25 protein-coding genes are annotated in these 23,191 nt (G+C 39.7%); all 25 read left to right on the top strand.

The window, feature by feature from the left end; genetic code table 11:
* Window positions 1–68 precede the first annotated feature (68 nt).
* The 25 genes from MHH70_RS08815 to MHH70_RS08695 all read left to right on the top strand — a co-directional run bounded on the left by MHH70_RS08815 (window position 69) and on the right by MHH70_RS08695 (window position 23,185).
* The gene (locus MHH70_RS08815) at window positions 69–1,103 is read left to right on the top strand and encodes an L-threonylcarbamoyladenylate synthase (RefSeq protein WP_342473107.1); all 1,035 of its coding nucleotides are present in this window, start codon (window positions 69–71) and stop codon (window positions 1,101–1,103) included.
* Window positions 1,104–1,259: 156 nt separating this feature from the next.
* Entirely contained in the window at window positions 1,260–1,760 is a 501-nt protein-coding gene (locus tag MHH70_RS08810) for a manganese efflux pump (protein ID WP_235615994.1), read from the top strand.
* 27 nt (window positions 1,761–1,787) lie between these two features.
* The gene (locus MHH70_RS08805; protein ID WP_342473106.1) at window positions 1,788–2,237 is read left to right on the top strand and encodes a low molecular weight protein arginine phosphatase; all 450 of its coding nucleotides are present in this window, start codon (window positions 1,788–1,790) and stop codon (window positions 2,235–2,237) included.
* Window positions 2,230–3,522: a HAMP domain-containing methyl-accepting chemotaxis protein gene (locus MHH70_RS08800; protein WP_107942039.1), complete on the top strand. Its 1,293-nt coding sequence runs from the start codon at window positions 2,230–2,232 to the stop codon at window positions 3,520–3,522. Before MHH70_RS08805 ends, MHH70_RS08800 begins: the two co-directional genes overlap by 8 nt.
* A gap of 290 nt (window positions 3,523–3,812) precedes the next feature.
* Window positions 3,813–4,250, top strand: coding sequence for a ribose 5-phosphate isomerase B (rpiB, locus tag MHH70_RS08795; RefSeq protein ID WP_066168270.1), 438 nt, complete (start codon window positions 3,813–3,815; stop codon window positions 4,248–4,250).
* 3 nt (window positions 4,251–4,253) lie between these two features.
* On the top strand, window positions 4,254–4,799 hold the full coding sequence (locus MHH70_RS08790; protein WP_066168271.1) for a TIGR01440 family protein: 546 nt from the start codon (window positions 4,254–4,256) through the stop codon (window positions 4,797–4,799).
* Window positions 4,800–4,822: 23 nt separating this feature from the next.
* A complete protein-coding gene (glyA, locus tag MHH70_RS08785; protein WP_066168272.1) occupies window positions 4,823–6,064 on the top strand; it encodes a serine hydroxymethyltransferase in 1,242 nt (413 codons plus the stop codon).
* A gap of 381 nt (window positions 6,065–6,445) precedes the next feature.
* Window positions 6,446–7,075, top strand: a complete 630-nt coding sequence (gene upp, locus MHH70_RS08780) for a uracil phosphoribosyltransferase (RefSeq protein ID WP_066168274.1) — start codon at window positions 6,446–6,448, stop codon at window positions 7,073–7,075.
* Between the two features lie 107 nt (window positions 7,076–7,182).
* Window positions 7,183–8,298, top strand: coding sequence for a UDP-N-acetylglucosamine 2-epimerase (non-hydrolyzing) (gene wecB, locus MHH70_RS08775; RefSeq protein WP_066168276.1), 1,116 nt, complete (start codon window positions 7,183–7,185; stop codon window positions 8,296–8,298).
* A gap of 749 nt (window positions 8,299–9,047) precedes the next feature.
* Entirely contained in the window at window positions 9,048–9,419 is a 372-nt protein-coding gene (locus tag MHH70_RS08770; RefSeq protein WP_066168278.1) for an ATP synthase subunit I, read from the top strand.
* Between the two features lie 33 nt (window positions 9,420–9,452).
* Window positions 9,453–10,181: a F0F1 ATP synthase subunit A gene (gene atpB / locus MHH70_RS08765; RefSeq protein WP_066168280.1), complete on the top strand. Its 729-nt coding sequence runs from the start codon at window positions 9,453–9,455 to the stop codon at window positions 10,179–10,181.
* 74 nt (window positions 10,182–10,255) lie between these two features.
* A complete protein-coding gene (atpE, locus tag MHH70_RS08760; RefSeq protein WP_042470896.1) occupies window positions 10,256–10,480 on the top strand; it encodes a F0F1 ATP synthase subunit C in 225 nt (74 codons plus the stop codon).
* Window positions 10,481–10,841: 361 nt separating this feature from the next.
* Complete coding sequence (gene atpF / locus MHH70_RS08755) at window positions 10,842–11,360, top strand: F0F1 ATP synthase subunit B (RefSeq protein ID WP_066168282.1); 519 nt, start codon at window positions 10,842–10,844, stop codon at window positions 11,358–11,360.
* Window positions 11,357–11,887 carry a F0F1 ATP synthase subunit delta gene (locus MHH70_RS08750; RefSeq protein WP_066168284.1) on the top strand — a complete coding sequence of 177 codons (531 nt, stop codon included), beginning with the start codon at window positions 11,357–11,359 and terminating at the stop codon, window positions 11,885–11,887. Before atpF ends, MHH70_RS08750 begins: the two co-directional genes overlap by 4 nt.
* A gap of 28 nt (window positions 11,888–11,915) precedes the next feature.
* Window positions 11,916–13,424, top strand: a complete 1,509-nt coding sequence (gene atpA, locus MHH70_RS08745) for a F0F1 ATP synthase subunit alpha (RefSeq protein ID WP_066168288.1) — start codon at window positions 11,916–11,918, stop codon at window positions 13,422–13,424.
* 100 nt (window positions 13,425–13,524) lie between these two features.
* On the top strand, window positions 13,525–14,382 hold the full coding sequence (gene atpG / locus MHH70_RS08740; protein ID WP_066168291.1) for an ATP synthase F1 subunit gamma: 858 nt from the start codon (window positions 13,525–13,527) through the stop codon (window positions 14,380–14,382).
* Between the two features lie 51 nt (window positions 14,383–14,433).
* Window positions 14,434–15,849 (top strand): F0F1 ATP synthase subunit beta, encoded by a 1,416-nt coding sequence (gene atpD / locus MHH70_RS08735; RefSeq protein ID WP_066168293.1) that lies wholly within the window; start codon window positions 14,434–14,436, stop codon window positions 15,847–15,849.
* 25 nt (window positions 15,850–15,874) lie between these two features.
* Entirely contained in the window at window positions 15,875–16,282 is a 408-nt protein-coding gene (locus MHH70_RS08730; RefSeq protein WP_066168295.1) for a F0F1 ATP synthase subunit epsilon, read from the top strand.
* A gap of 301 nt (window positions 16,283–16,583) precedes the next feature.
* Entirely contained in the window at window positions 16,584–16,826 is a 243-nt protein-coding gene (locus MHH70_RS08725; protein WP_066168297.1) for a DUF1146 family protein, read from the top strand.
* A 497-nt stretch (window positions 16,827–17,323) separates the two neighbouring features.
* Entirely contained in the window at window positions 17,324–18,634 is a 1,311-nt protein-coding gene (murA, locus tag MHH70_RS08720) for a UDP-N-acetylglucosamine 1-carboxyvinyltransferase (protein ID WP_107942044.1), read from the top strand.
* Between the two features lie 99 nt (window positions 18,635–18,733).
* Window positions 18,734–19,621: a stage II sporulation protein D gene (gene spoIID / locus MHH70_RS08715; RefSeq protein ID WP_107942045.1), complete on the top strand. Its 888-nt coding sequence runs from the start codon at window positions 18,734–18,736 to the stop codon at window positions 19,619–19,621.
* Between the two features lie 56 nt (window positions 19,622–19,677).
* Window positions 19,678–20,343 (top strand): M23 family metallopeptidase, encoded by a 666-nt coding sequence (locus MHH70_RS08710; protein WP_066168303.1) that lies wholly within the window; start codon window positions 19,678–19,680, stop codon window positions 20,341–20,343.
* A gap of 91 nt (window positions 20,344–20,434) precedes the next feature.
* Entirely contained in the window at window positions 20,435–20,701 is a 267-nt protein-coding gene (locus tag MHH70_RS08705; protein ID WP_066168305.1) for a sporulation transcriptional regulator SpoIIID, read from the top strand.
* 496 nt (window positions 20,702–21,197) lie between these two features.
* Window positions 21,198–22,199, top strand: coding sequence for a rod shape-determining protein (locus tag MHH70_RS08700; RefSeq protein WP_066168307.1), 1,002 nt, complete (start codon window positions 21,198–21,200; stop codon window positions 22,197–22,199).
* A gap of 146 nt (window positions 22,200–22,345) precedes the next feature.
* Window positions 22,346–23,185 carry a flagellar hook-basal body protein gene (locus MHH70_RS08695; protein ID WP_342473104.1) on the top strand — a complete coding sequence of 280 codons (840 nt, stop codon included), beginning with the start codon at window positions 22,346–22,348 and terminating at the stop codon, window positions 23,183–23,185.
* Window positions 23,186–23,191: the final 6 nt, after the last annotated feature.

Here is a 23,191-nt window from a genome sequence, read left to right as displayed (position 1 = left end):
TAAGTGATGAGTTATCAACAATATGTGAATAACTTTTGATAAATAGCGAAATTAAAGGCGGTGATGATATGGAAACAAAATATTTAATTGTGGATAATGTTGTGAATAATAATGATAGTTATACACAAGCTGTGGATTTTTTAAATAATAGCGAAATAGTCGCATTTCCGACTGAAACGGTATATGGACTTGGTGCTGTAGCAACAGATGAGGTGGCAGTCCAAAAAATATTTGCTGCCAAAGGGCGTCCGTCTGATAATCCTTTAATTGTCCATATTAGTAGCAAGGAACAAGCGCAAGATTATGTTGTGCATTTATCTGAAATAGCACAAAAATGTATGGATGCATTTTGGCCAGGTCCTTTAACACTTATTTTAGAAACAAAGCCGAATGTCTTTGCAGCGAGTGTCACAGCGGGTCTAACTACAGTTGGTTTACGAATGCCAGACCATCCGGTAGCGCTACGTTTATTACAAGAAATCAATAAGCCCCTAGCGGCACCAAGTGCTAACAAAAGTGGCAAGCCATCACCGACGAGGGCGGAGCATGTCGCGGAAGATATGACGAATATAATTTCGTGTATTTTAGATGGTGGAGCAACAGGTGTTGGCTTGGAATCGACGGTGCTCGATGTGACGGTAAATCCACCAGTGATACTACGTCCAGGCGGTGTCACAAAGGAAATGCTAGAGGAAGTAATCGGGACAGTTATTCAGCCAACTGAGAAGGAACAGGAAAGCCCGGGCACACCGAAAGCACCTGGCATGAAATATACACATTATGCACCGGAGGCTCCTGTCCTATTAATTGAGCCAAAATTAGAAAGTGTGCAGCAAGCAGTCGAACAACTTCAAGCTACGGGACAGCGTGTTGCACTGTTAGCAGCAGAAAGCTTTGCTAATAGCAAAGCTAATTATTTCTTTACATACGGTAAGGACGGGGATATTGAAGCAATGAGTGGCGCACTTTATGATGCGCTTCGTGCATGTGACAAAACCGACGCAACGATTATTTTAGCGACAACGACCGCTCGTCTCGGTGTAGGCGTCGCAATTATGAATCGTCTAGAAAAAGCGGCGGGTGGACAATGGTATAAAAAATAAGTAGCTGTCAGGGATTTCCCGACGGCTTTTTTTATTTTCGATAAATTGGGAAGCATGCTAGCAAGCTGATTAGAAATGAGCCATCTTTGTTCATTTTTTTCTTTCAGTTCTCTCTGCCTATTCATTGACATAAAATAAAAGCAATGCTTAGGAGGTATGTCATTGCAGGAAGTGATAGTTGGAATTATTTTAGCGCTGGATGTCGTTGCCCTATATATACTTTTACCAAGCGTTTCACAGCGCTTTTTGCTCTCGATTTGGACAGCTTTATGGCATATGCTTTTTCCGCTTCTTGGGTTTAAATTAGGAAGCTGGGTTAGTACATTTATGGAGGACTGGGCAGCGTACCTCTCCGCTATCTTATTATTTTGTATTGCACTTCAACTGCTTTTATCATCCAGAAATCAACATGTCCCTCAAAAAGCTTTACCAATTTTAGCAATTATGGCGAGCATTGATAGCTTTTCAGCAAGCGTTTCTTTTGGTATGCTAAATCTACAAAAGTATTTATTTATTCTTAGCGCTGGAATAGCTACTTTTGCACTATCATACATAGCGCTCATCGTAGCTAAAACGCCCATTTTTAATAGTCAAATTTTTAAAATAATAGCGGGTGTATTACTATTAGCTATTAGCATGGTAATACTTTTTAATTAAGTATTTTTTGGAAGAGTGGGAGAAAAGATGAATATTTATTTTGTTTGTACTGGAAATACTTGCAGAAGTCCGATGGCTGAGGCGATTTTTAAGGCAAAGCGGCTTCCGAATATCGAGGTTCGTTCAGCAGGTATTTACGCTCTTGAAGGAGGGGAAATGTCGGAAAATGCACAACGAGTTTTAAACAGTGAAAATATCCCTCATGAACATATTTCTCGCCAAGTAACAGTTGAGGATATTGAGTGGGCAGACTTAATTTTAACAATGACGACAGTGCACAAGGAGCTGCTCGTTCGTAGTTATGAAGTTGCCATGCAAAAGACCTACACATTGAAAGAATATGTAACTCCGTACACAGCACCAGACGTATCAGATCCATATGGCGGCGATTTGCATACGTATAAGCAAACATTTTTTGAATTACGACATTTAATAGAAGAATTAGTGCAAAAACAAGGAGGAGCAAATAGTGAATAGCAAACAAAAACGATTTAATTTACGCAAAAAGCTAATATTATTTGTAGGGGTTTTAGCGATTGTTACGTATTCAACTAGCTTTGTATTTATTGAATTTATACATCCGATGTTTTTTGAATCGATAAATGTAAAGATTTTTCAAATAAGTACATACATAGCGGGGATTACTTGGTCCTGTATTTTAGCAGCGGTTTTTAGTATTATTTTAGTCCGCCCACTACAAGCTTTGGAGCAGGCTGCTTCACGTGTGGCGGAAGGGAAAATTGGACAAGATGTGACCATGCCGAAAACTAACGATGAAATTCGTTCTGTTGCAGAGGCATTTCAGCATATGTTAGTCAATTTACGTGGCATGGTGGATAGTATTGAAAATAATTACCGCATTACGAATTCAACAATTAATGAATTATCCGATTTAACAAAAGCTTCATCGCACAAAGCAAACGATGTAGCTAAAACGGTAGGGCAGATTTCTGAAGGGGCTCAAACTTCAGCCGTTTCTGTGCAAGAAATGGCTGAGGCCTTGGTCGATGTTCGTCAGTTGGCATTAGATGTCAATGGACACGCAACAAACTCGGCTGACGGGTCAAAGCAAATGCTTAATAATTTAGAAACAACAAAAACAGCTATTCAAAGTCTTGTAACGAGCATACAGCAAATTGCGCAAGGGAATGAGGAAGCTTTAGCTAATATTCATGAGTTAGAAAAAAATGCGGAGCAAATTGAGCAAATAATCGGATTAGTTGGAGATATTGCTGCACAAACAAACTTGCTAGCATTAAATGCCTCAATTGAAGCAGCGAGAGCAGGAGAGCATGGAAAAGGGTTTGCCGTTGTAGCGGAGGAAGTTCGTATTTTAGCAGATGAAAGTGCAAAGGCTGTGCAAGGTATCACTACAATCATTCAAGCGATGCAGCAAAATGTTGAACTTGTTGTGAAACAAATGAACGGTCAAGTTGCGTTTGCGGTGCAAGAATCGACGCGCGTATCTGAAACAACAGCGACTGTTGATGGTATGGTAAGCAATGTAGAGGAAGTTGCGCACGCAGTTGTAGACATTTCCTCATTAACGAAGCAACAGCTTAGCGGAATAGAGCTAACGGCACAGCAATCTCAGGAGGTAGCTGCAATCGCAGAAGAAACGTCTGCTGGTGCACAGGAAGTTCGTGTGATTACAGAGGAACAGGCATTTGAAATTGAGCAAACACAAAATCTATGTGAAAATCTTCAGCAACAATCAAATGAGCTATATAATGTTATATCCCAATTTGATCGCTCAAAATAGTACATACTATAGGAGCGAAAGGAAATTTATTTAACTGTGTTTTTGCTGTGTGAGTGTAAGTAGAGTTAACTAGTTATAATCAAGAAAATTCTGTGAATTAGCCAAAAGGCGAATGATTGTAAACTGAATTACTTGTAAAATAGAGGTAGATGTGAACTTTATTTCTGAATTAAACTTTAATATTCGTGTTTTCATTTAAAGTATTTTTTGTTATGCTTGAGAGGAATGTTTTTCTCATTCAATAAATGGTACACTATTTTATGAATATATCGTGAAAAGAGGGAGCTTCGTTGAAAATTGCAATTTCTTCTGACCATGGTGGAAATAATTTACGCCGTGAGATTATGTCTCTGTTAGGTGACTTAGGCATTAGCTATGAAGACTTCGGCCCACAATCTGATGAATCGGTTGATTATCCAGACTATGCAAAGCCTGTATCGGATGGTGTTGCCTCTGGAAAGTTTGATCGAGGCATTTTGATATGTGGTACGGGAATTGGCATGTCGATTGCGGCAAACAAAGTAAAAGGAATTCGTTGCGCCTTAGTGCATGATGTATTTTCAGCAAAAGCAACGCGCTGTCATAATGATTCCAACGTAATAGCAATGGGCGAACGCGTTATTGGACCAGGGCTGGCACGTGAAATCGTTGCAACTTGGCTAAGCACTGAATTTGAAGGCGGACGCCATACGCGCCGTGTAGAAAAAATTTCAGAGCTGGAAGTGTAATACATGACAAATTTAACTGATATGCATAAATCGCTAGCAACATTGTTAAGTGAATTAGAACAGCAAGTGGTTTTCCAACCGCAGCAACTATTTGTGGTAGGATGCTCGACATCAGAGGTGATGGGTGAGCGCATAGGAACAGCGGGAGCAATGGATGTAGCAACGGCTATTTATGAAGAGCTACAAGCATTTGCTGAACGCCATCAATTATACTTAGCTTTTCAGGGCTGTGAGCATATTAATCGTGCGTTAACACTTGAATATGCAGCAGCGGAAAAATATCAGCTAGAGCCTGTGCATGTCGTGCCAGTAAAAACAGCTGGTGGTTCTATGTCGGCACATGCCTATAAGCAAATGCAAAAGCCAGTTGTAGTGGAAAATATACAAGCCCATGCAGGGATTGATATTGGTCAAACATTAATTGGCATGCATTTAAAAGCAGTAGCAGTTCCAATCCGTACATCTGTGAAAACACTAGGTGAAGCAGTAGTAACAGTAGCGACGACACGCCCGAAACTAATTGGTGGCGTGCGTGCACAATATGAATAATTTACTTTTGGGAGGAATTTTACATGGCATTTGAAAAATTAGCAGCACAAGATAAGGCAGTATTAGATGGTATTTTAGCAGAGAAAAAGCGTCAGCAAGCGAATATTGAGCTAATCGCATCTGAAAACTTTGTATCTGAAGCGGTAATGGAAGCACAAGGCTCCGTGCTAACAAATAAATATGCAGAGGGTTACCCAGGTAAACGCTACTATGGTGGCTGTGAGCATGTCGATGTAGTGGAAGATATCGCGCGCGATCGCATCAAAGAACTTTTCGGTGCTGAATATGCAAACGTACAGCCACACTCTGGTGCGCAAGCAAATATGGCTGTATATCATACAATTCTAGAGCCAGGCGATACAGTACTTGGTATGAATCTTTCTCATGGTGGTCACTTAACACATGGTTCACCAGTTAACTTCTCTGGTATTTTATATAATTTCGTAGAGTACGGTGTAACAGAAGATACACATGTCATCGACTATGAAGATGTTCGTCAAAAAGCATTAGCGCATAAGCCAAAATTAATTGTTGCAGGTGCATCAGCATATCCACGCGAAATTGACTTCAAAAAGTTCCGTGAAATTGCAGACGAAATCGGCGCTTACTTTATGGTAGATATGGCGCATATTGCTGGTTTAGTAGCTGCAGGTGAACACCAATCACCTGTACCATATGCTGATTTTGTAACGTCTACAACACATAAAACTTTACGTGGTCCACGTGGAGGATTAATTTTAGCTTCTAAAGAATGGGAGCAAAAATTAAATAAATCAGTATTCCCTGGTATTCAAGGTGGTCCATTAATGCACGTTATTGCTGCTAAAGCTGTAGCATTTGGTGAAGCATTAAGACCAGAATTTAAAGACTATGCGAAGCAAGTAAAAGCAAATGCAAAAGTACTAGCAGAAACTTTAATCGCTGAAGGTGTGGAAATTGTATCTGGCGGTACAGATAACCATATCGTATTATTGAATGTGAAATCTCTTGGCCTAACAGGGAAAGTAGCAGAGCATGCACTAGATGCTGTTGGTATTACAACAAACAAAAACACAATTCCATATGATACTGAGTCACCATTCGTCACTTCAGGTGTTCGTATTGGTACACCAGCCGTAACATCTCGAGGCTTTAAAGAAGATGACATAAAAGAAGTGGGCTCTATTATTGCATTGGTATTAAAGAATATTGATGACGAAGCAGTAAAAGAACAAGCAATCGCTCGCGTAAAAGCTTTAACAGATAAATTTCCATTATATGCGTAAATAAAAGGCGTCCGAAAAGCGTGCGAAGCACTACTTTTCGGACGTTTTGTTTGTGTTTTATTAAAATAATTATTTGTTTAAAAATGACTTAGAGTATTTGTCTTAAAGTGAGAATTCGCTCGTAAATGCTCATTCTATTGTAACTTTGCAATTATATCAGCTAATCTATAAATTGCAACAATGTTGTACAACACAGCCCGACGTTTTTTTGTTATACTTATTCAGATAAAGTGAAATTTTACGTTGTGGGGTTTCCTCACCCTTTCACGGATTACTGAATTTCACCAATCGGGCTTTTGCAGGCAGTAAATACCTTGCTTAAATTGAAGGGTTATTAACTTGCCTGTTAATGCGGATAAACAACAGTTAGGAGAGAGCCGTATGAGCAAAGTATATGTATTCGATCACCCATTAATTCAGCACAAGTTAACGTATATTCGTGACAAAAACACTGGAACAAAAGAATTTCGTGAACTTGTAGATGAAGTTGCGACGTTAATGGCATTTGAAATTACAAGGGAAATGCCGCTTGAAGAAATCGAAGTTGAAACACCTGTAACAACAGCAAAATCAAAAGTGTTATCTGGTAAAAAGCTGGCTATCGTTCCAATTTTACGAGCAGGAATTGGTATGGTAGATGGCGTTTTAAATTTAATTCCAGCAGCGAAAGTTGGACATATTGGTTTATATCGCGATCCAGAAACATTAAAACCTGTTGAATACTATGCCAAGCTACCAGCGGATGTAGAAGAACGTGATTTCATTATTGTAGACCCAATGCTAGCAACAGGAGGCTCTGCTGTTGAGGCAATCAACTCTTTGAAAAAGCGCGGTGCAAAAAACATTAAATTTATGTGCTTAATTGCTGCGCCAGAAGGTGTAGAGGCAATTCAAAAAGAACATAACGATGTAGATATTTTTATCGCGGCGCTGGACGAAAGATTAAATGAACACGGCTATATCATCCCAGGTTTAGGAGATGCAGGCGATCGTTTATTTGGTACAAAATAGTATAGCGGAAAACTAATGAAACACAAACAAAACGTCCGAAAAGCAGTGCGTTAGCACGCTTTTTGGATACCTTCACGCAATTACATTTATAGACTGGAGAGTTTGGAATGACGAAGTTTAAAGTAATGACGATTTTCGGTACGCGTCCAGAGGCAATTAAAATGGCTCCGCTCGTATTGGAGTTGGAAAAGCACCCACAAATCGAATCGATTGTGACAGTGACAGCTCAGCATCGTCAAATGCTTGATCAAGTGCTAGAAACATTCAAAATTAAGCCGAATTATGACTTGAATATTATGAAGGATCGCCAAACGCTTGTGGACGTTGCGACAAATGCATTGCAAGGGTTAGATGCAGTTATGAAAGAAGCAAAGCCAGATATCGTGCTTGTACATGGCGATACAGCAACTACATTCATTGGTAGCTTAGCTGCTTTTTATAATCAAATTGCAATTGGGCATGTGGAGGCAGGGCTTCGTACAGGTCAAAAATATTCACCATATCCAGAGGAAATGAACCGACAGCTTACAGGTGTAATGGCGGATTTACATTTCGCACCGACACAGCAGTCTGAGGAGAATTTATTGCGTGAAAATAAGCCAGCTGAAGCTATTTTTGTAACTGGAAATACAGCGATTGATGCACTTGCGACGACTGTAAGTGAGACGTATAGCCATCCAGTTCTAGAGAAAATAGGTGCAGATCGGATGATTTTATTAACTGCCCATCGCCGTGAAAATCTTGGTGAACCAATGCGCAATATGTTCCGTGCAATCAAGCGTTTATTAGCAGAGCATAACGATATTCAAGTTGTTTACCCTGTGCATATGAATCCTGTTGTACGTGAAATTGCCAATGACGTGTTAGGCAATGACGAGCGCATTCACTTAATTGAGCCGTTAGAGGTATTTGATTTCCACAATATTGCGGCGCGTTCATACATGATTTTAACGGATTCTGGTGGGGTGCAGGAGGAAGCTCCTTCATTAGGAAAACCAGTGCTTGTATTGCGTGATACAACAGAGCGTCCTGAGGGAATTGCAGCAGGTACATTAAAGCTTGCTGGCACAGACGAGGATACAATTTATCAGTTAGCGAATGAGCTGCTAGTCGATCAGACAGCGTACGATGCGATGGCACAAGCATCAAACCCATATGGTGATGGCCATGCCTCAGAGAGAATCGTCAAAGCGCTTGTCGAATTTTTAGTAAAGCATGCTTAGAGGTTGGGAGCTTTAAAGCGTTTATCCCGTATTAACAAATTTGTTTGCGACGAGTAACCGCAGGAGCAGGCTGTACTTTTGCGACGAGTAACCGCAGGAGCACAGACCCCCAATTCAAACCAGCAGATAAAATCAAGAAGTTTAAGTGGGGGATCCAACAGCCTGTAAAAACCCGATTGGTGAAACTACCAATCAGTGGGGACGAGGAACCCCCCACTGACTGAAGGTTCACTTTATCAATAACTACGAATAATTTTGTAAAATAGTATAGGGGAAAAGGTTTTTAGATGAATATTTTTGACAAACTTCTTGTTGAAAAAATCCTTTCACAAATTTGTCGACAATTTGACAACATTGAGGGGATTGTGAAGTTTTTCACCATTACTAATTGACATCAAATATCGCCTATTGTATGCTAACAAAGGGTAAGAATGATAAGGGTTTCATTGTGTGTAAAAACTTTGAAGTGCTTATTATATCAAGTTTCTACTGAGTGGACAGTTGAATTCCAATTGTCGATTTTGCTCCTGTGATTACTCATCGCAGAAGAAAATTTTGCAACGGTTTGATGCGTCTGGATACATGTCCATAAAGGTTAAAGCTTTTGTATGTAGAAATTTACTCCAAGTCAAATTTTGCTACATCTTATAATTTAACCTCATAACTGTAGTACATTTACTACGCTTTGAATTCACTTGCTGGTCAACATCGATTCTTTACTCGAAAAAAATTCAGGAGACTTACTGCTAATGGAAGATTTGCATTACATTTTCGCAAAGCAAAAGAAAGTGTTATTTTTTTTGCTCGCACTCTGTGTACTAGGATGGGCTTTTACGCCATATGCTAGCATCTTCGCGGGACTTGGTTTAGGTGCATTCTTCGGTACATATAACTTTTGGATTTTAGTTCGACGGATGGACAAGTTTGACCGTTCTGTTAGTGAAGGAAGAAAGGCATCATCTTTAGGCACAGCCTTACGCTTTGGCTCGGGTGTTGCGGCAGTCGCAATCGCCATGTCGTTGCCAGAACATTTTCATCTAATTAGCACAGTTATTGGGCTAATGCTTCCGTACATTTTCCTCGTAATCGAGCGAATTGTACATCTTGTTAAACAGCACTAAAGTGTACTCATTGAAAGAGAGGTGAATGCAAAAATGGGTCATAAAAATCCAGAATTTGATCTACCATTATTCGGTGACTATGTCTTAACATTTAACAAATCAACTGTTTTAATGCTAATTGTCACTGCGGCAGTCGTGTTTTTAATCGCGTTTATTTCCACACGTAGTTTAAAACTGAAGCCAACAGGTATGCAAAACTTCATGGAGTGGATTATGGACTTCGTGAAAGGTATTATCAAGAGTAATATGGACTGGAAAACAGGTGGTCGCTTCCACGTATTAGGGCTTACGCTAATAATGTTTATCGCTGTAGCGAACTTATTAGGTTTACCATTCGCAATCATTTATGATGATTACCTATGGTGGAAATCACCAACAGCCGATCCAACTGTAACTTTAACATTAGCTGTTATGGTTACGCTTTTAGCTCACTATTACGGTATTAAAATGCAAGGAACTGGTGGTTATGCGAAGACAACTTATTTGAAGCCAATGTGGTGGATGTTCCCGCTAAAAATTATTGAAGAGTTTGCCAATACATTAACGCTTGGTTTACGTCTATACGGTAATATTTACGCAGGGGAAATTTTAATCGGTTTAATCGCAGGTATTGCCGGTGCAAGTATTTGGGGCTGGTTCGGAATGGTTGTTCCGGCACTCGCATGGCAAGGGTTCTCGATTTTCATCGGGTTTATCCAAGCTTTCATTTTCACTATGTTAACGATGGTTTATTTGGCGCACAAAGTGAGTCACGACCATTAATTATAAATTCCGCAAAATTTGCGGTAATTTGAACCACAATAAAAAAACATATATTCCAAGGAGGAAATTTAACAATGACAGGTTCAATCGGTTTATTAGCAGCAGCAATCGCAATCGGTTTAGGTGCACTAGGTGCAGGTATCGGTAACGGTCTTATCGTATCAAAAACAGTAGAAGGTATCGCTCGTCAACCAGAATTACGTGGTGCTCTTCAAACAACAATGTTTATCGGGGTTGCATTAGTTGAGGCCCTTCCAATCATCGGTGTAGTAGTAGCATTCATCGTAATGAACCAATAATTACTACTATGACTGACGTCAATGGCGGAGAAAAGTTCACCAGACTTACTACTTCGCCATTCCTTTTATGTATCGTACTATGAAGTTCGCATTGTTTAATGCGAAAGAAGCAACAATGAATTTGAAATTAAAGATTTATCTTGATTCGGAAAACTCTAAGTCTATATAAGCGGTGAGATAAATGTTTTATTGACAAAGGGTATTTAAACACTTGCTGAATCAAGATGAAGCCTTCGGCAGATGTCACAGATTTTGAAAAGGAGCTTTTCGAGCTCACTCGGCAAAATCTGGGCACAATGATGTCGAGGTGTCATTGATACTTATAGATTTTGAACAAGCTCTTGAAGGGAGTGAACCAATCGTGTTATTAAATGATCTTGTATTAGGTGCAGCTGGCGGTTTTAACGGCGGTGACATCCTTGCAACATTAGCAACATTTGTAATTTTAATGCTTCTTTTGAAAAAATTTGCGTGGGGTCCATTAATGGGCATTATGCAACAACGTGAGGAGCTTGTTGCAAGCGAAATCGATGCAGCAGAAAAAGCGCGCAAAGAAACGCACCAATTATTAGAAGAACAAAAAAGCCTTCTTAAAGAAGCTCGTACAGAAGCACAAGCGATCGTAGAAGGTGCAAAAAAACAAGGCGATGTACAGCGTGAGGAAATTATTTCAGCAGCGCGTGCAGAAGCAGCTCGTTTAAAAGATGCAGCAGTGCGTGAAATCGAAAACGAAAAAGAAAAAGCGATCGCAGCAGTGCGTGAAGAAGTTGTATCACTATCAGTTCTTGCAGCATCTAAAGTGCTTGGCAAAGAGATTTCTGAAGAGGACAACAGCGCATTAATTAAAGAGACGATTGCGAAGGCAGGCGAAGCGAAATGAGTCAAGTAGCGAAACGTTACGCTGAAGCATTGTTTCAATTAGCAAGCAAAGAGCAAAGTATTGCAGAAGTAAGTGCAGATTTAAAGGAATTCACAGCGGCAATCGAAGCAACACCAGCTTTATTAGAGCTATTAAAAGCACCTAAAATTTCTTCTGCAAAGAAAAAAGCAATGCTATCTGAAATTTTAGCGAACGCTAATTCATCAGTATTAAACACAGTTCAATTATTAGTGGATAAACAACGCATCAATGATATCGTGACGATTGCAAAAGAGTTTCAAAATCTTGCAACTGCAGCACAAGGTGCAGTTGAGGCGACAGTTTATTCAACACGTGCTTTAACCGAAGCTGAAAATGCAGAGATTTCTGCTGCATTTGCAACGCTAGTAGGTAAAAGTAAGCTAGACATTAAAAACATTATTGAACCATCTATTCTTGGTGGTATTCGTGTACAAATCGGCAACTATATTTATGACAGCACAATCGCTTCTAAGCTAGAAGGTTTAAAGCGTACATTAGTTGTTTAATTTTAAGAAATGTGAGAGGTGAACATACATGGGCATCAAAGCTGAAGAAATCAGCAGTCTGATTAAACAACAGATTGAAAACTACCAATCTGAATTACAAGTAAGCGAAGTAGGTACAGTTATCCGCGTTGGTGACGGTATCGCTCTTGCTCATGGCCTCGACAACGTCATGGCTGGAGAGCTTTTAGAGTTCTCTAACGGTGTTATGGGTATGGCACAAAACCTAGAAGAAGGTAATGTAGGTATTATTATTTTAGGTGAGTACCTTGGCATTAAAGAAGGCGATGAAGTTCGTCGTACAGGTCGTATTATGAGCGTTCCAGTTGGTGAAGAACTAATTGGTCGTGTTGTAAACCCATTAGGTCAACCAGTGGATGGTCTAGGTCCAATCAACACAACAAAAACTCGTCCAATTGAAAGCCCAGCTTTCGGTGTAATGGCACGTAAATCTGTACATGAGCCATTACAAACAGGTATTAAAGCGATTGACGCATTAGTTCCAATTGGTCGTGGTCAACGTGAGTTAATTATCGGTGACCGTCAAACAGGTAAAACATCTGTAGCGATTGATACAATCTTAAACCAAACTGGTGAAAACATGATTTGTATCTATGTTGCAATCGGTCAAAAAGAATCTACAGTGCGTAGCGTAGTTGAAACATTACGTAAAAACGGTGCTTTAGATTATACAATCGTAGTAACAGCTTCTTCTTCTCAACCATCACCATTATTGTTCTTAGCACCATTCGCTGGTGTAGCAATGGCAGAAGAATTTATGTTACAAGGTAAACACGTATTAGTAGTATATGATGACTTATCGAAGCAAGCGTCTGCTTACCGTGAGCTGTCATTATTATTACGTCGTCCTCCAGGTCGTGAAGCTTACCCTGGTGACGTATTCTACTTACACAGCCGTCTACTTGAACGTGCTGCGAAGTTAAACGAAACTTACCAAAACGGTTCGATTACGGCATTACCATTCGTAGAAACACAAGCTGGAGACATTTCAGCTTACATTCCAACAAACGTAATTTCGATTACAGATGGTCAAATTTTCTTACAATCTGACTTATTCAACTCAGGTGTACGACCAGCAATTAACGCAGGTTTATCTGTATCACGTGTAGGTGGTTCAGCACAAATCAAAGCGATGAAAAAAGTTGCCGGTACATTACGTCTTGATTTAGCTGCTTTCCGTGAATTAGAATCATTCGCTCAGTTTGGTTCTGACCTAGATAAAGCAACTTTAGCTAAATTAGAGCGTGGTAAACGTACAGTTGAAGTTTTAAAACAAGACTTAAACAAACCATTAAAAGTTGAAAAACAAGTTGTTATTTTATATGCATTAACTCGTGGTTTCTTAGACGATATTCCAGTAGGGGACATCACTCGTTTTGAGGCTGAATTCTTAAGCTGGTTAGATACAAACCACACAGCTGTATTAGATCATATCCGTACAACAAAAGATATTCCAGCTGATGCAGACCTTACTGAAGCAATCAATGCATTCAAAAAGACTTTTGCTAAATCAGAATAATCTTTAGTTAGATAACTTCTCTTACCTCCGCAGGCAGTAGCTTGCGGATGATATGAGAAGATAGGATTGTGACTAAATAACAGAAGGTGGTGAAATACCAGTGGTAAACTTACGCGAAATTAAAGGTCGTATTAACTCTACAAAGAGCACGCAAAAAATCACAAAAGCAATGCAGATGGTTTCATCATCGAAACTACGCCGTGCAGAGCAAAATGCAAAAGCATACGTTCCTTACATGGAAAAAATTCAAGACGTAGTAGGCGCTATCGCTGCAGGTACGAAAGACAGTGGACACCCAATGTTAACTGCTCGCCCTGTTAAGAAAACAGCTTACTTAGTAATTGGTTCTGACCGTGGTTTAGCAGGTGCTTACAACTCAAGCATTCTGCGTCAAGTTCAACGTACAATTAACGAGCGTCATAAATCCAAAGACGAATACGTTGTCTTTGCATTAGGTCGTGTAGCGCGTGATTACTTTGTTAAACGTGATCATAATGTTATTAGTAGTGTTGTTGCTCTTCCTGACCAACCAACATTTGCTGATATTAAAGAAATCGCTCGTAATGCTGTTGGTATGTTCATTGATGGTGCATATGATGAACTTTATATGTACTATAACCACTTCGAAAGTGCTATTTCTCAAGTAGTGACGGAGAAAAAGGTTCTTCCGTTGACTGATATTGCCACTTCAACATCAAGCGCTGCGTATGAATTCGAGCCATCTGGTGAAGCAATTCTAGAAGTTTTACTTCCACAATATGCAGAAAGCTTAATTTACGGTGCTTTATTAGACGGAAAAGCAAGTGAACATGCTTCACGTATGACGGCAATGCGTAGTGCAACAGATAACGCATCTGATTTAATCGATGGTCTATCATTGCAATACAACCGTGCGCGTCAAGCAGCTATTACACAAGAAATTACAGAAATCGTTGGTGGAGCTGCGGCTTTAGAATAAGCTGCAACTCACGCTAACTTCGTATAAGAATACGATAGGAGGGTACACAACATGAACAAAGGACAAGTTCTACAAGTAATGGGTCCGGTAGTAGACGTTAAATTCGAAAACGGCCATTTACCAGCAATCTATAACAACCTAACTGTTAAGATTGAACGTCCAAATGAAGAGCCTACTACTTTAGCTCTTGAAGTTGCAATCCACTTAGGTGACGATGTTGTTCGTACAATTGCGATGTCATCTACAGATGGTTTACAACGTGGAGCAGAAGTAACAGACTCAGGGAAAGCTATTTCAGTACCAGTTGGTGAAGTGACACTGGGACGTGTATTCAACGTACTTGGTGAAGTAATCGACTTAGGTGAAGAAATTCCAGAATCAGCTCGCCGTGACTCAATCCACCGCGAAGCGCCAAAATTTGATGAATTATCTACAACAGTTGAAATCCTAGAAACAGGTATCAAAGTAGTAGACTTATTAGCACCGTATATTAAAGGCGGTAAAATCGGTCTATTCGGTGGTGCCGGCGTAGGTAAAACTGTATTAATCCAAGAATTAATCAACAACATCGCACAAGAGCACAGCGGTATTTCTGTATTCGCGGGTGTAGGTGAGCGTACACGTGAAGGTAACGACTTATTCCACGAGATGACTGACTCTGGTGTTATTAAGCAAACTGCGATGGTATTTGGTCAAATGAACGAGCCACCTGGTGCACGTATGCGTGTAGCATTAACAGGCTTAACAATGGCTGAGTATTTCCGTGATGAACAAGGTCAAGACGTACTTTTATTCATCGACAACATTTTCCGTTTCACACAAGCAGGTTCTGAGGTTTCTGCCCTATTAGGTCGTATGCCTTCTGCGGTAGGTTACCAACCAACACTTGCTACAGAAATGGGTAAATTACAAGAGCGTATTACATCGACAACAAAAGGTTCTGTAACTTCGATTCAAGCGATTTACGTACCAGCCGATGACTATACTGACCCAGCTCCAGCAACAACTTTCGCTCACTTAGATGCAACAACAAACTTAGAGCGTAAATTATCTGAGATGGGTATTTATCCAGCGGTTGACCCATTAGCATCAACTTCTCGTGCATTATCACCAGAAATCGTTGGTGAAGAGCACTATGCAATTGCTACTGGTGTTCAACGTACAATTCAACGTTACCGTGAGTTACAAGATATCATCGCTATCTTAGGTATGGACGAGTTATCTGATGAAGATAAGCAAACAGTAGAGCGCGCGCGTCGCATTCAATTCTTCTTATCTCAAAACTTCCACGTTGCGGAGCAATTTACTGGTCAAGCAGGTTCTTACGTGCCTGTTAAAGAAACTGTTCGCTCATTTAAAGAAATACTTGATGGCAAATGGGATCACTTACCAGAGGATGCTTTCCGTTTAGTTGGTAGCATTGAAGAAGTAGTAGAAAAAGCAAAAGGCATGGGCGTAGAGGTTTAATTCTAACGGCGAGGAGGAAAATAATATGAAGACAGTAACAGTCAGTATTGTCACTCCCGACGGTCCAGCATACGATTCTGAAGTAACAATGGTAGTTGCTAAAACAGTTTCAGGGGAAATTGGTGTACTTCCAGGCCATATTCCTATGGTTGCGCCTCTTGCAATTAGTGCTGTAAAGCTTAAAAAACAAGATGGTTCAACTGATTTTGTAGCTGTAAGTGGCGGCTTCATCGAAATTCGTCCTGAAAAAGTATCAATTTTAGCTCCTTCCGCAGAGGCAGCAGCTTCAATTGATTTAGCTCGTGCAAAGGAAGCCTTAAACCGAGCAGAAGGTCGTTTAGAAGGCAAAAAAGATGACATTGATTTCAAACGTGCTGAATTAGCGCTAAAACGTGCGTTGAATCGTATCAACGTTCATGAGGGTAACATCTAATTTTAATAAAGACTGTTTGGAAAGCACGCTTTCCAAACAGTCTTTTTAAATAAATGACAGTAAGTTGAAGGAAACACTAAAATATGCCATGAGACGCCAATAGAGTAAGGGAATTCGCCAATAGAATTGGAAAAAGTGCCAATAGAACAATAAAGCAGCAAGAGAATCAGAAAAAACTCCAAAAATTGATTAGAATCTCGATAAAATGAAAATAAATGCTAAATCAAGAGAAAATTAATAAATATCTAGTGCTTCAATTTATATTTAAAGCAACTTTTTTCACAAGGGAGTGTAAAAGAAGATGGACTTTTATACGGAAATAGGACAACAGGCACTTTTCGGTCTAGCCTCGCATATTTTTTTCATTGCTGTGGCATTCTATGCATTACAAGCATTTCGTTTTGACCAACTGTTCAAAAAAGGTAGAACATTCCAAATTCAACTCATCTATATTTTATTCAGCATCGTCATTGGCTCAGCCGTTTCCAATTTCTTCATTACTTTCTCTCAATGGTCAAGAAGTTTAGTCTATATTTTCCAATAAAATGCATTATATAGCTTGTAGGGGAAAGCAATTAATTGCTTTTCGCTACAAAGTATATATTTCCTGGGCAATCAAAAATGTTTAACATATCGAATTTTGGTGTATAAAACTAACAGCGTGAAAGATTAATACTGATTTCACATGGCAAGTAAGAAATAAATGCCTCTTTTGCACTTACCCTCAAGCTGACTTTACAAATGAAGATGGCAAATTTTGAAATAGCACTTTTCGAGTTAATTCGAGAAAACAGACGCAGTAGCAGAAAAATATAGGGAAAAGGCGTCTGGAAAGTATCCCGCTTTCGATTCACCAACTATACATACAGTGCGTAATATGTAGTATGAACAATAAAGTCAAAATTCGACACAAAATAGTGAATAAGATGCTTGATAAAGTTGGGTTATAGCTGTATTATTAGCAGTGTTTGGATAAAAAAGATTAATGAACTTTTAAATAAAATAGCAAGTTTACGAGAATGGGATTCGGAGGGACGAATTGTGGAGAAAATTATCGTTATGGGTGGTCAGACTTTACAAGGTAGCGTAAAAGTTGAAGGCGCAAAAAACGCTGTATTACCTATTTTAGCAGCATCTTTATTAGCTTCTGAAGGAAAAAACATTATTAAAGACGTTCCAGCTTTAGCTGATGTATATACAATTGGTGAAGTATTAAAAAGCTTAAATGCAGATGTACAATATAATGTAAATAACAATGAGATTGTAATTGATGCGGCTCGTGATTTGTCGAGTGAGGCACAGTTTGAATTTGTTAGTAAAATGCGCGCATCTATTTTAGTTATGGGTTCACTACTTGCGCGTAATCGCTTTGCACGTGTTGCTCTACCAGGTGGCTGTGCAATTGGCTCTCGTCCAATTGAGCTGCATTTAAAAGGCTTTGAAGCGATGGGAGCTGAGATTTCTTTTGGACATGGCTATGTGGAGGCACGTGCTGAGAAATTAAAGGGAGCTGAAATTTATTTAGATTTCCCGAGCGTTGGGGCTACAGAAAATATTATGACAGCAGCAGCTTTAGCGGAAGGCACGACAATTATCGAAAATGCTGCAAAAGAGCCTGAAATTGTCGATTTAGCGAATTTTATTAATGCAATGGGTGGCCGCGTGACTGGTGCAGGAACAGCTACAATCCGTATTGAAGGTGTCGAAAAGCTCCAAGGTATTACGCATTATGTTATTCCTGATCGTATCGAGGCGGGTACATTTATGGTAGCGGCAGCTATTACACGTGGTGATGTAATTATCGAAAACGCGATACCAGAGCATATGACGGCTTTAATCGCTAAAATGCGCGAAATGGGCGTAGACATTACAGAGCAAGAAAATGGATTACGTGTGCGAGCAACGGGTGAATTAAAGGCAGTGGATATTAAAACAATGCCACATCCAGGCTTCCCAACAGATATGCAATCACAAATGATGGCATTAATGTTATCGGCTGAGGGCACAAGCATTATTACAGAAACCGTATTTGAAAATCGTTTTATGCATGTCGAAGAATTCCGTCGAATGAATGCTATGGCTAAAATTGAAGGACGCTCTGTCTTTGTCGAAGGCAATAGCGCATTACAAGGAGCCGAAGTGGCAGCAACTGATTTACGTGCTGCAGCATCACTTATTTTAGCCGGCTTGGTATCAGAAGGCGTAACGCGTGTAACTGCTTTACATCATTTAGATCGCGGCTATGTGAAATTCCATGAAAAGCTGGCAGCGTTAGGGGCAAATATCGAACGAGTAACAGAAGGCGAAGCAAGCGTTGTACAACAGGACAATACAGAACAAGTAATAGCATAATGAAAAAGCGGCTGTCGGGAAAGTAGGGTATCAATTCCATTCTCGATGGCCTTTTGTAATTAGATAAATAAATTTTTAAAAAGCTACATACAATGGCGTATGAAAAAAAACATCATTATTATCATCATTGCCATCTGCTTTCTTTTTACTGTGCCGCTACTTTATTACAAGAAGCAAAAGCCAGCACTACCAGAGCCCTGTGAAATTTTTATAACAGTTGAAGGCGAAGCACAGAGCATCCCATTAGAGCAGTATTTAATCGGTGTTGTTGCTGCAGAAATGCCAGCTAGCTTTCATCCTATTGCATTGCAGGCTCAGACCATCGCTGCGCGCACTTATGTCATACGTAATACAAATTACGGACAAAAACCGATTAAGCCGACAACGACGCATCAAGTTTTTATTAACGAGAAGGCACGACAGCAAAAATGGTTAACAGCCTTTGCACAGTATGAACGAAAAATTTCAGACGCGGTGCAGGCTACAGCGGGTCAAATTATACTGTATAATGAAGAACCAATTTCTGCGATGTTTCATGCTTCATCAAATGGAGTTACAGAGTCAGCGGAAAATTATAGTGGACATGACCTACCTTATTTACAATCCGTAACATCGCCCGAGAAAAATAGTCAAACAATTAAAATGACTGTGGCAGAGCTAAATGACAAGCTACAAACAAACTGGACACAAGATGATTTTTTAGCATTAAAGCTTGAGCGTAATAGCTCGGGACGTGTTCAAACAGTAATAGGAAAAAAACAATTTAGCGGTCGTGATTTTAGAGAGCTTTTGCAATTGCGCTCAACGGACTTTACGCTAATAAAGGATGGCAGCGATATTGCCATTACAACAAAAGGCTATGGCCATGGCGTAGGAATGAGCCAGTATGGGGCAAATGAGTTAGCACAAAATAACGCTACAGCTGAGCAAATAATTGGTCATTATTATCCGCACACGACAATTGGCAATGTTTGTACAAAAAAATAAGCTGACGTGTTTAAAAATTGTATAGTTTGTTCACACTAGCTTCAGAGGTGATGAACATGCGAGAGGAAAAAAATTTAAAACCTTCTCCAAAAAATTTAAAACAAAAGCCATGGTTTTGGCCAGCTATTTATGCGGGTATTGCACTCGCCGTACTAGCACTTATGTTTAGCTATAATGCGCTTGTTACAGAAAAGGAAGAGCGCCTATTAACAGAAACGGTTGCTCGAGAAGAAATTCCACAACAGCAACAGCCGATAATTGAAACAAACACAGCGCAAGAAAATTTGAAATTCCCGTTTGATGAAGCATTATTAGATCAACTGACAGTGCTGCAGGATTTTTATGATTTATCGGCAGATGCAAAAACTCGTGAAAATGCCCTGCTTGTATTTAAGCAAACTTTTTCAACATCATCGGGGATGTCACTTGCCATTAATAGTGAGCCATTTGAAGTGCTTGCTGCCATGAGTGGTGTCGTAACAAAAATTAAGATGGATGCTTTCACAGGAAATAGCATTACAATTCAACATGCAAATGGCATGGAAACACGCTATAGTTCGATTACAGATATTGTTGTGAAAGAAGGCGACGAGGTTGTACAAGGGCAGCCATTAGCAACGACAATGGATAATGATTGGAATCCGACAGCAGGTATTCATTTACATTTTGAAGTGTTAGAAGATGGTGAAGCAATTAATCCACGAAAATTGCTTGCATTCTAAGTTCTAAATAGTGGCGGACGACTCATAAGGTGAAGAAACATACTACTAAGCTACGGCACATTCTTACATCCTAAGTAGAAAGGAAGGGAACGTGCACGAACATATTAGGCGTCGCTGTGTTCAGCTAGGTGAGTTGCTAATCGAAACCAAAGAAACAGTCCGCACTTTAGCTAAAATGACAGGTTATTCTAAAAGTACTGTGCACAAGGATTTAACTGAAAGGCTTGTATTAATAAATGAGCCTTTAGCACAGGAAGTAAAAAAAATTTTAGCCTATCATAAATCCGTCCGTCATTTGCGCGGTGGAGAAGCAACGAAGAAAAAATGGCAATCGAAGCAACACGAACAAAGCACCTAGATGATACTTACGTTCATCTAAGTGCTTTTTCTCTATTTCAGTGACAATTTTAGGGAATAGTTTGCCATAAAAGAGGATGTAATTACTTCCTCAATGTGATAAAATAGTCTAGATAACTAAATATATAAAGTGAAACTTCAATCAGTGGAGGTTTTCCTCAACTCCACTGATAGTTAGTTGAACCAATCGGGCTTTTACGGGCAGTTGAACTCTCACTTATCCTTAAGCTGATTTTCACTTAAGTCTTGAAGTAGGAGTCTTAATGCCCGTTAATGCGGGACAAATAAGGAATATCAGGTAAGCATATATTCAATCTAACAGCCGCCCATTCTCCCGCTAGTGAACTATTAAAGCATTATAATAAGGGGAATAGGTTAAAGAAGAAGTAGTTAAAGTAAGTTTGTTGCTTTTTGAGCCGATAAGATTGACTTAACAGCTCTTGAAAATAGAATGATGTACGTAAAGACTTGAATTGGCGGAAGGAGAAACTAAGGGAATGTTTTCGAAAGATATTGGAATTGATTTAGGGACGGCGAATGTTCTGATCCATGTGAAAGGGAAAGGCATTGTACTAAATGAGCCATCTGTAGTGGCGATGGATAAAAAGACAGGAAAAGTGTTAGCAGTTGGTGAAGAGGCGAGACAAATGGTTGGGCGTACGCCAGGTAATATCGTAGCTATTCGTCCTTTAAAAGATGGGGTAATTGCGGATTTTGATGTAACAGAGGCAATGCTACGACATTTCATAAATAAATTAAATGTGCGAGGATTTTTATCAAAGCCACGTATTTTAATTTGCTGTCCTACAAATATTACAAGTGTAGAGCAAAAAGCAATTCGTGAGGCTGCTGAGAAATCTGGCGGTAAAAAGGTCTATTTAGAAGAGGAGCCGAAAGTGGCGGCAATCGGTGCAGGAATGGATATTTTCCAGCCGAGTGGCAATATGGTAGTTGACATTGGTGGGGGTACGACAGACGTGGCTGTATTATCAATGGGAGACATCGTAACAAGTGAATCAATTAAAGTAGCAGGCGATGTATTTGACAACGACATTTTGCAATACATAAAAAAAGAATACAAGCTATTAATTGGAGAGCGCACAGCAGAGGCGGTAAAAATGACAATTGGTACAGTATTCCCAGGTAACCGTAATGAATCAATGGAAATACGTGGGCGTGATATGGTGACAGGCTTGCCACAAACGATTACAATTCATTCTACGGAAATCGAGAGAGCATTGCATGAATCGGTATCGATGATTGTACAATCGGCTAAAAATGTATTAGAAAAAACGCCACCCGAGCTATCGGCAGATATTATTGATAGAGGTGTTATTTTAACAGGTGGCGGCGCATTATTACACGGTATGGATCAATTATTGATTGAAGAGCTAAAAGTACCTGTATTTATTGCAGAGAAGCCAATGGATTGTGTAGCAATTGGCACAGGTATTATGTTGAATAATATTGACCGTTCAGCAGGTGCCACAGCAGAGTAATCGATTATTTTCGTTTAAATCGAATAACCCGATGTTGGTTACTCAATCAGTGAGTAAACGCTAATTAGTATTCAATTCAGCTTACCACTCGCTTGAAGTGAGAATTTTTTGTTGAATCATAACAACTAGTAAATGAGGTGTGTTTTATGTTCAAAGGATTTTATACAGTAGCTTCAGGTATGCTAGCACAGCAACGTCGTACTGAAATATTGACAAATAATATGGCAAACGCAAATACGCCCGGCTTTAAAGCAGACCAATCAACAATTCGTTCATTCCCAGACATGCTTCTCTCAGCAAAGGGAACAACAAATATACCGACAGAAAAAGGTTTAACTCTACAGCAGTTAAATCCAATCGGTGCATTGACAACAGGGGTATACTTACAAGAAACAATTGCTAACAATACACAAGGCTCATTACTATTAACAGATTTGCCAACAGATGTAGCACTAGTAGATAGTACGCTACCAATTGATGAGGAATCCGGTAACCAGGGTGCTATTTACTTCCGTCTGCAGCATCCAGCAGGTGGAGAAGCTTATACTCGCAATGGTAACTTTACATTAGATGGACAAGGCAATTTAGTGAACGGACAAGGACTTTTTGTGCTGTCTGACATAGGCGAGCGTATTCAGCTAGCAAATGATAATATTACAATTACGGATACAGGTGCGATTTTAGATGAAAACGGCACACAAGTGGCAACGCTTGGTGTAGCGTTCTCAGCAAACCCAGATGTCTTAATGAAGCAGGATAATGGTTTATATCGTATGCTTGACGAAGGTGTACTACCATCAGCATATGGACAAGCAGGTGTAACGTTTGCAACACGTCAAAGCTACTTAGAGGGCTCTAACGTAGATTCTGCGCGCTCGATGACAGATTTATTAACGGCATACCGTGCATTTGAAGCAAATCAAAAAGTTCTTCAAGCATATGACCGCAGCATGGAAAAGGCAGTAAATGAAATTGGGAAAGTGTAATGGAGG

Origin of the sequence: Metasolibacillus sp. FSL H7-0170 (assembly GCF_038593115.1) — a bacterium.
Taxonomy (GTDB): domain Bacteria; phylum Bacillota; class Bacilli; order Bacillales_A; family Planococcaceae; genus Metasolibacillus; species Metasolibacillus fluoroglycofenilyticus.
Note: the sequence above shows the minus strand (reverse complement) of the source record. Positions and strands in the feature narration are given on the sequence as shown.

Excerpts from the sequence above, each read along its gene's own strand:
- atpB (WP_066168280.1), top strand. The coding sequence starts at position 9,453 with ATGGGTCATAAAAATCCAGAATTTGATCTACCATTATTCGGTGACTAT.
- MHH70_RS08750 (WP_066168284.1), top strand. The coding sequence starts at position 11,357 with ATGAGTCAAGTAGCGAAACGTTACGCTGAAGCATTGTTTCAATTAGCA.
- glyA (WP_066168272.1), top strand. The coding sequence starts at position 4,823 with ATGGCATTTGAAAAATTAGCAGCACAAGATAAGGCAGTATTAGATGGT.
- MHH70_RS08805 (WP_342473106.1), top strand. The coding sequence starts at position 1,788 with ATGAATATTTATTTTGTTTGTACTGGAAATACTTGCAGAAGTCCGATG.
- MHH70_RS08790 (WP_066168271.1), top strand. The coding sequence starts at position 4,254 with ATGACAAATTTAACTGATATGCATAAATCGCTAGCAACATTGTTAAGT.
- wecB (WP_066168276.1), top strand. The coding sequence starts at position 7,183 with ATGACGAAGTTTAAAGTAATGACGATTTTCGGTACGCGTCCAGAGGCA.
- MHH70_RS08710 (WP_066168303.1), top strand. The coding sequence starts at position 19,678 with ATGCGAGAGGAAAAAAATTTAAAACCTTCTCCAAAAAATTTAAAACAA.
- MHH70_RS08700 (WP_066168307.1), top strand. The coding sequence starts at position 21,198 with ATGTTTTCGAAAGATATTGGAATTGATTTAGGGACGGCGAATGTTCTG.
- MHH70_RS08730 (WP_066168295.1), top strand. The coding sequence starts at position 15,875 with ATGAAGACAGTAACAGTCAGTATTGTCACTCCCGACGGTCCAGCATAC.
- MHH70_RS08815 (WP_342473107.1), top strand. The coding sequence starts at position 69 with ATGGAAACAAAATATTTAATTGTGGATAATGTTGTGAATAATAATGAT.
- MHH70_RS08725 (WP_066168297.1), top strand. The coding sequence starts at position 16,584 with ATGGACTTTTATACGGAAATAGGACAACAGGCACTTTTCGGTCTAGCC.
- atpE (WP_042470896.1), top strand. The coding sequence starts at position 10,256 with ATGACAGGTTCAATCGGTTTATTAGCAGCAGCAATCGCAATCGGTTTA.
- MHH70_RS08770 (WP_066168278.1), top strand. The coding sequence starts at position 9,048 with ATGGAAGATTTGCATTACATTTTCGCAAAGCAAAAGAAAGTGTTATTT.
- MHH70_RS08810 (WP_235615994.1), top strand. The coding sequence starts at position 1,260 with ATGTCATTGCAGGAAGTGATAGTTGGAATTATTTTAGCGCTGGATGTC.
- atpD (WP_066168293.1), top strand. The coding sequence starts at position 14,434 with ATGAACAAAGGACAAGTTCTACAAGTAATGGGTCCGGTAGTAGACGTT.
- atpA (WP_066168288.1), top strand. The coding sequence starts at position 11,916 with ATGGGCATCAAAGCTGAAGAAATCAGCAGTCTGATTAAACAACAGATT.
- spoIID (WP_107942045.1), top strand. The coding sequence starts at position 18,734 with ATGAAAAAAAACATCATTATTATCATCATTGCCATCTGCTTTCTTTTT.
- upp (WP_066168274.1), top strand. The coding sequence starts at position 6,446 with ATGAGCAAAGTATATGTATTCGATCACCCATTAATTCAGCACAAGTTA.
- MHH70_RS08695 (WP_342473104.1), top strand. The coding sequence starts at position 22,346 with ATGTTCAAAGGATTTTATACAGTAGCTTCAGGTATGCTAGCACAGCAA.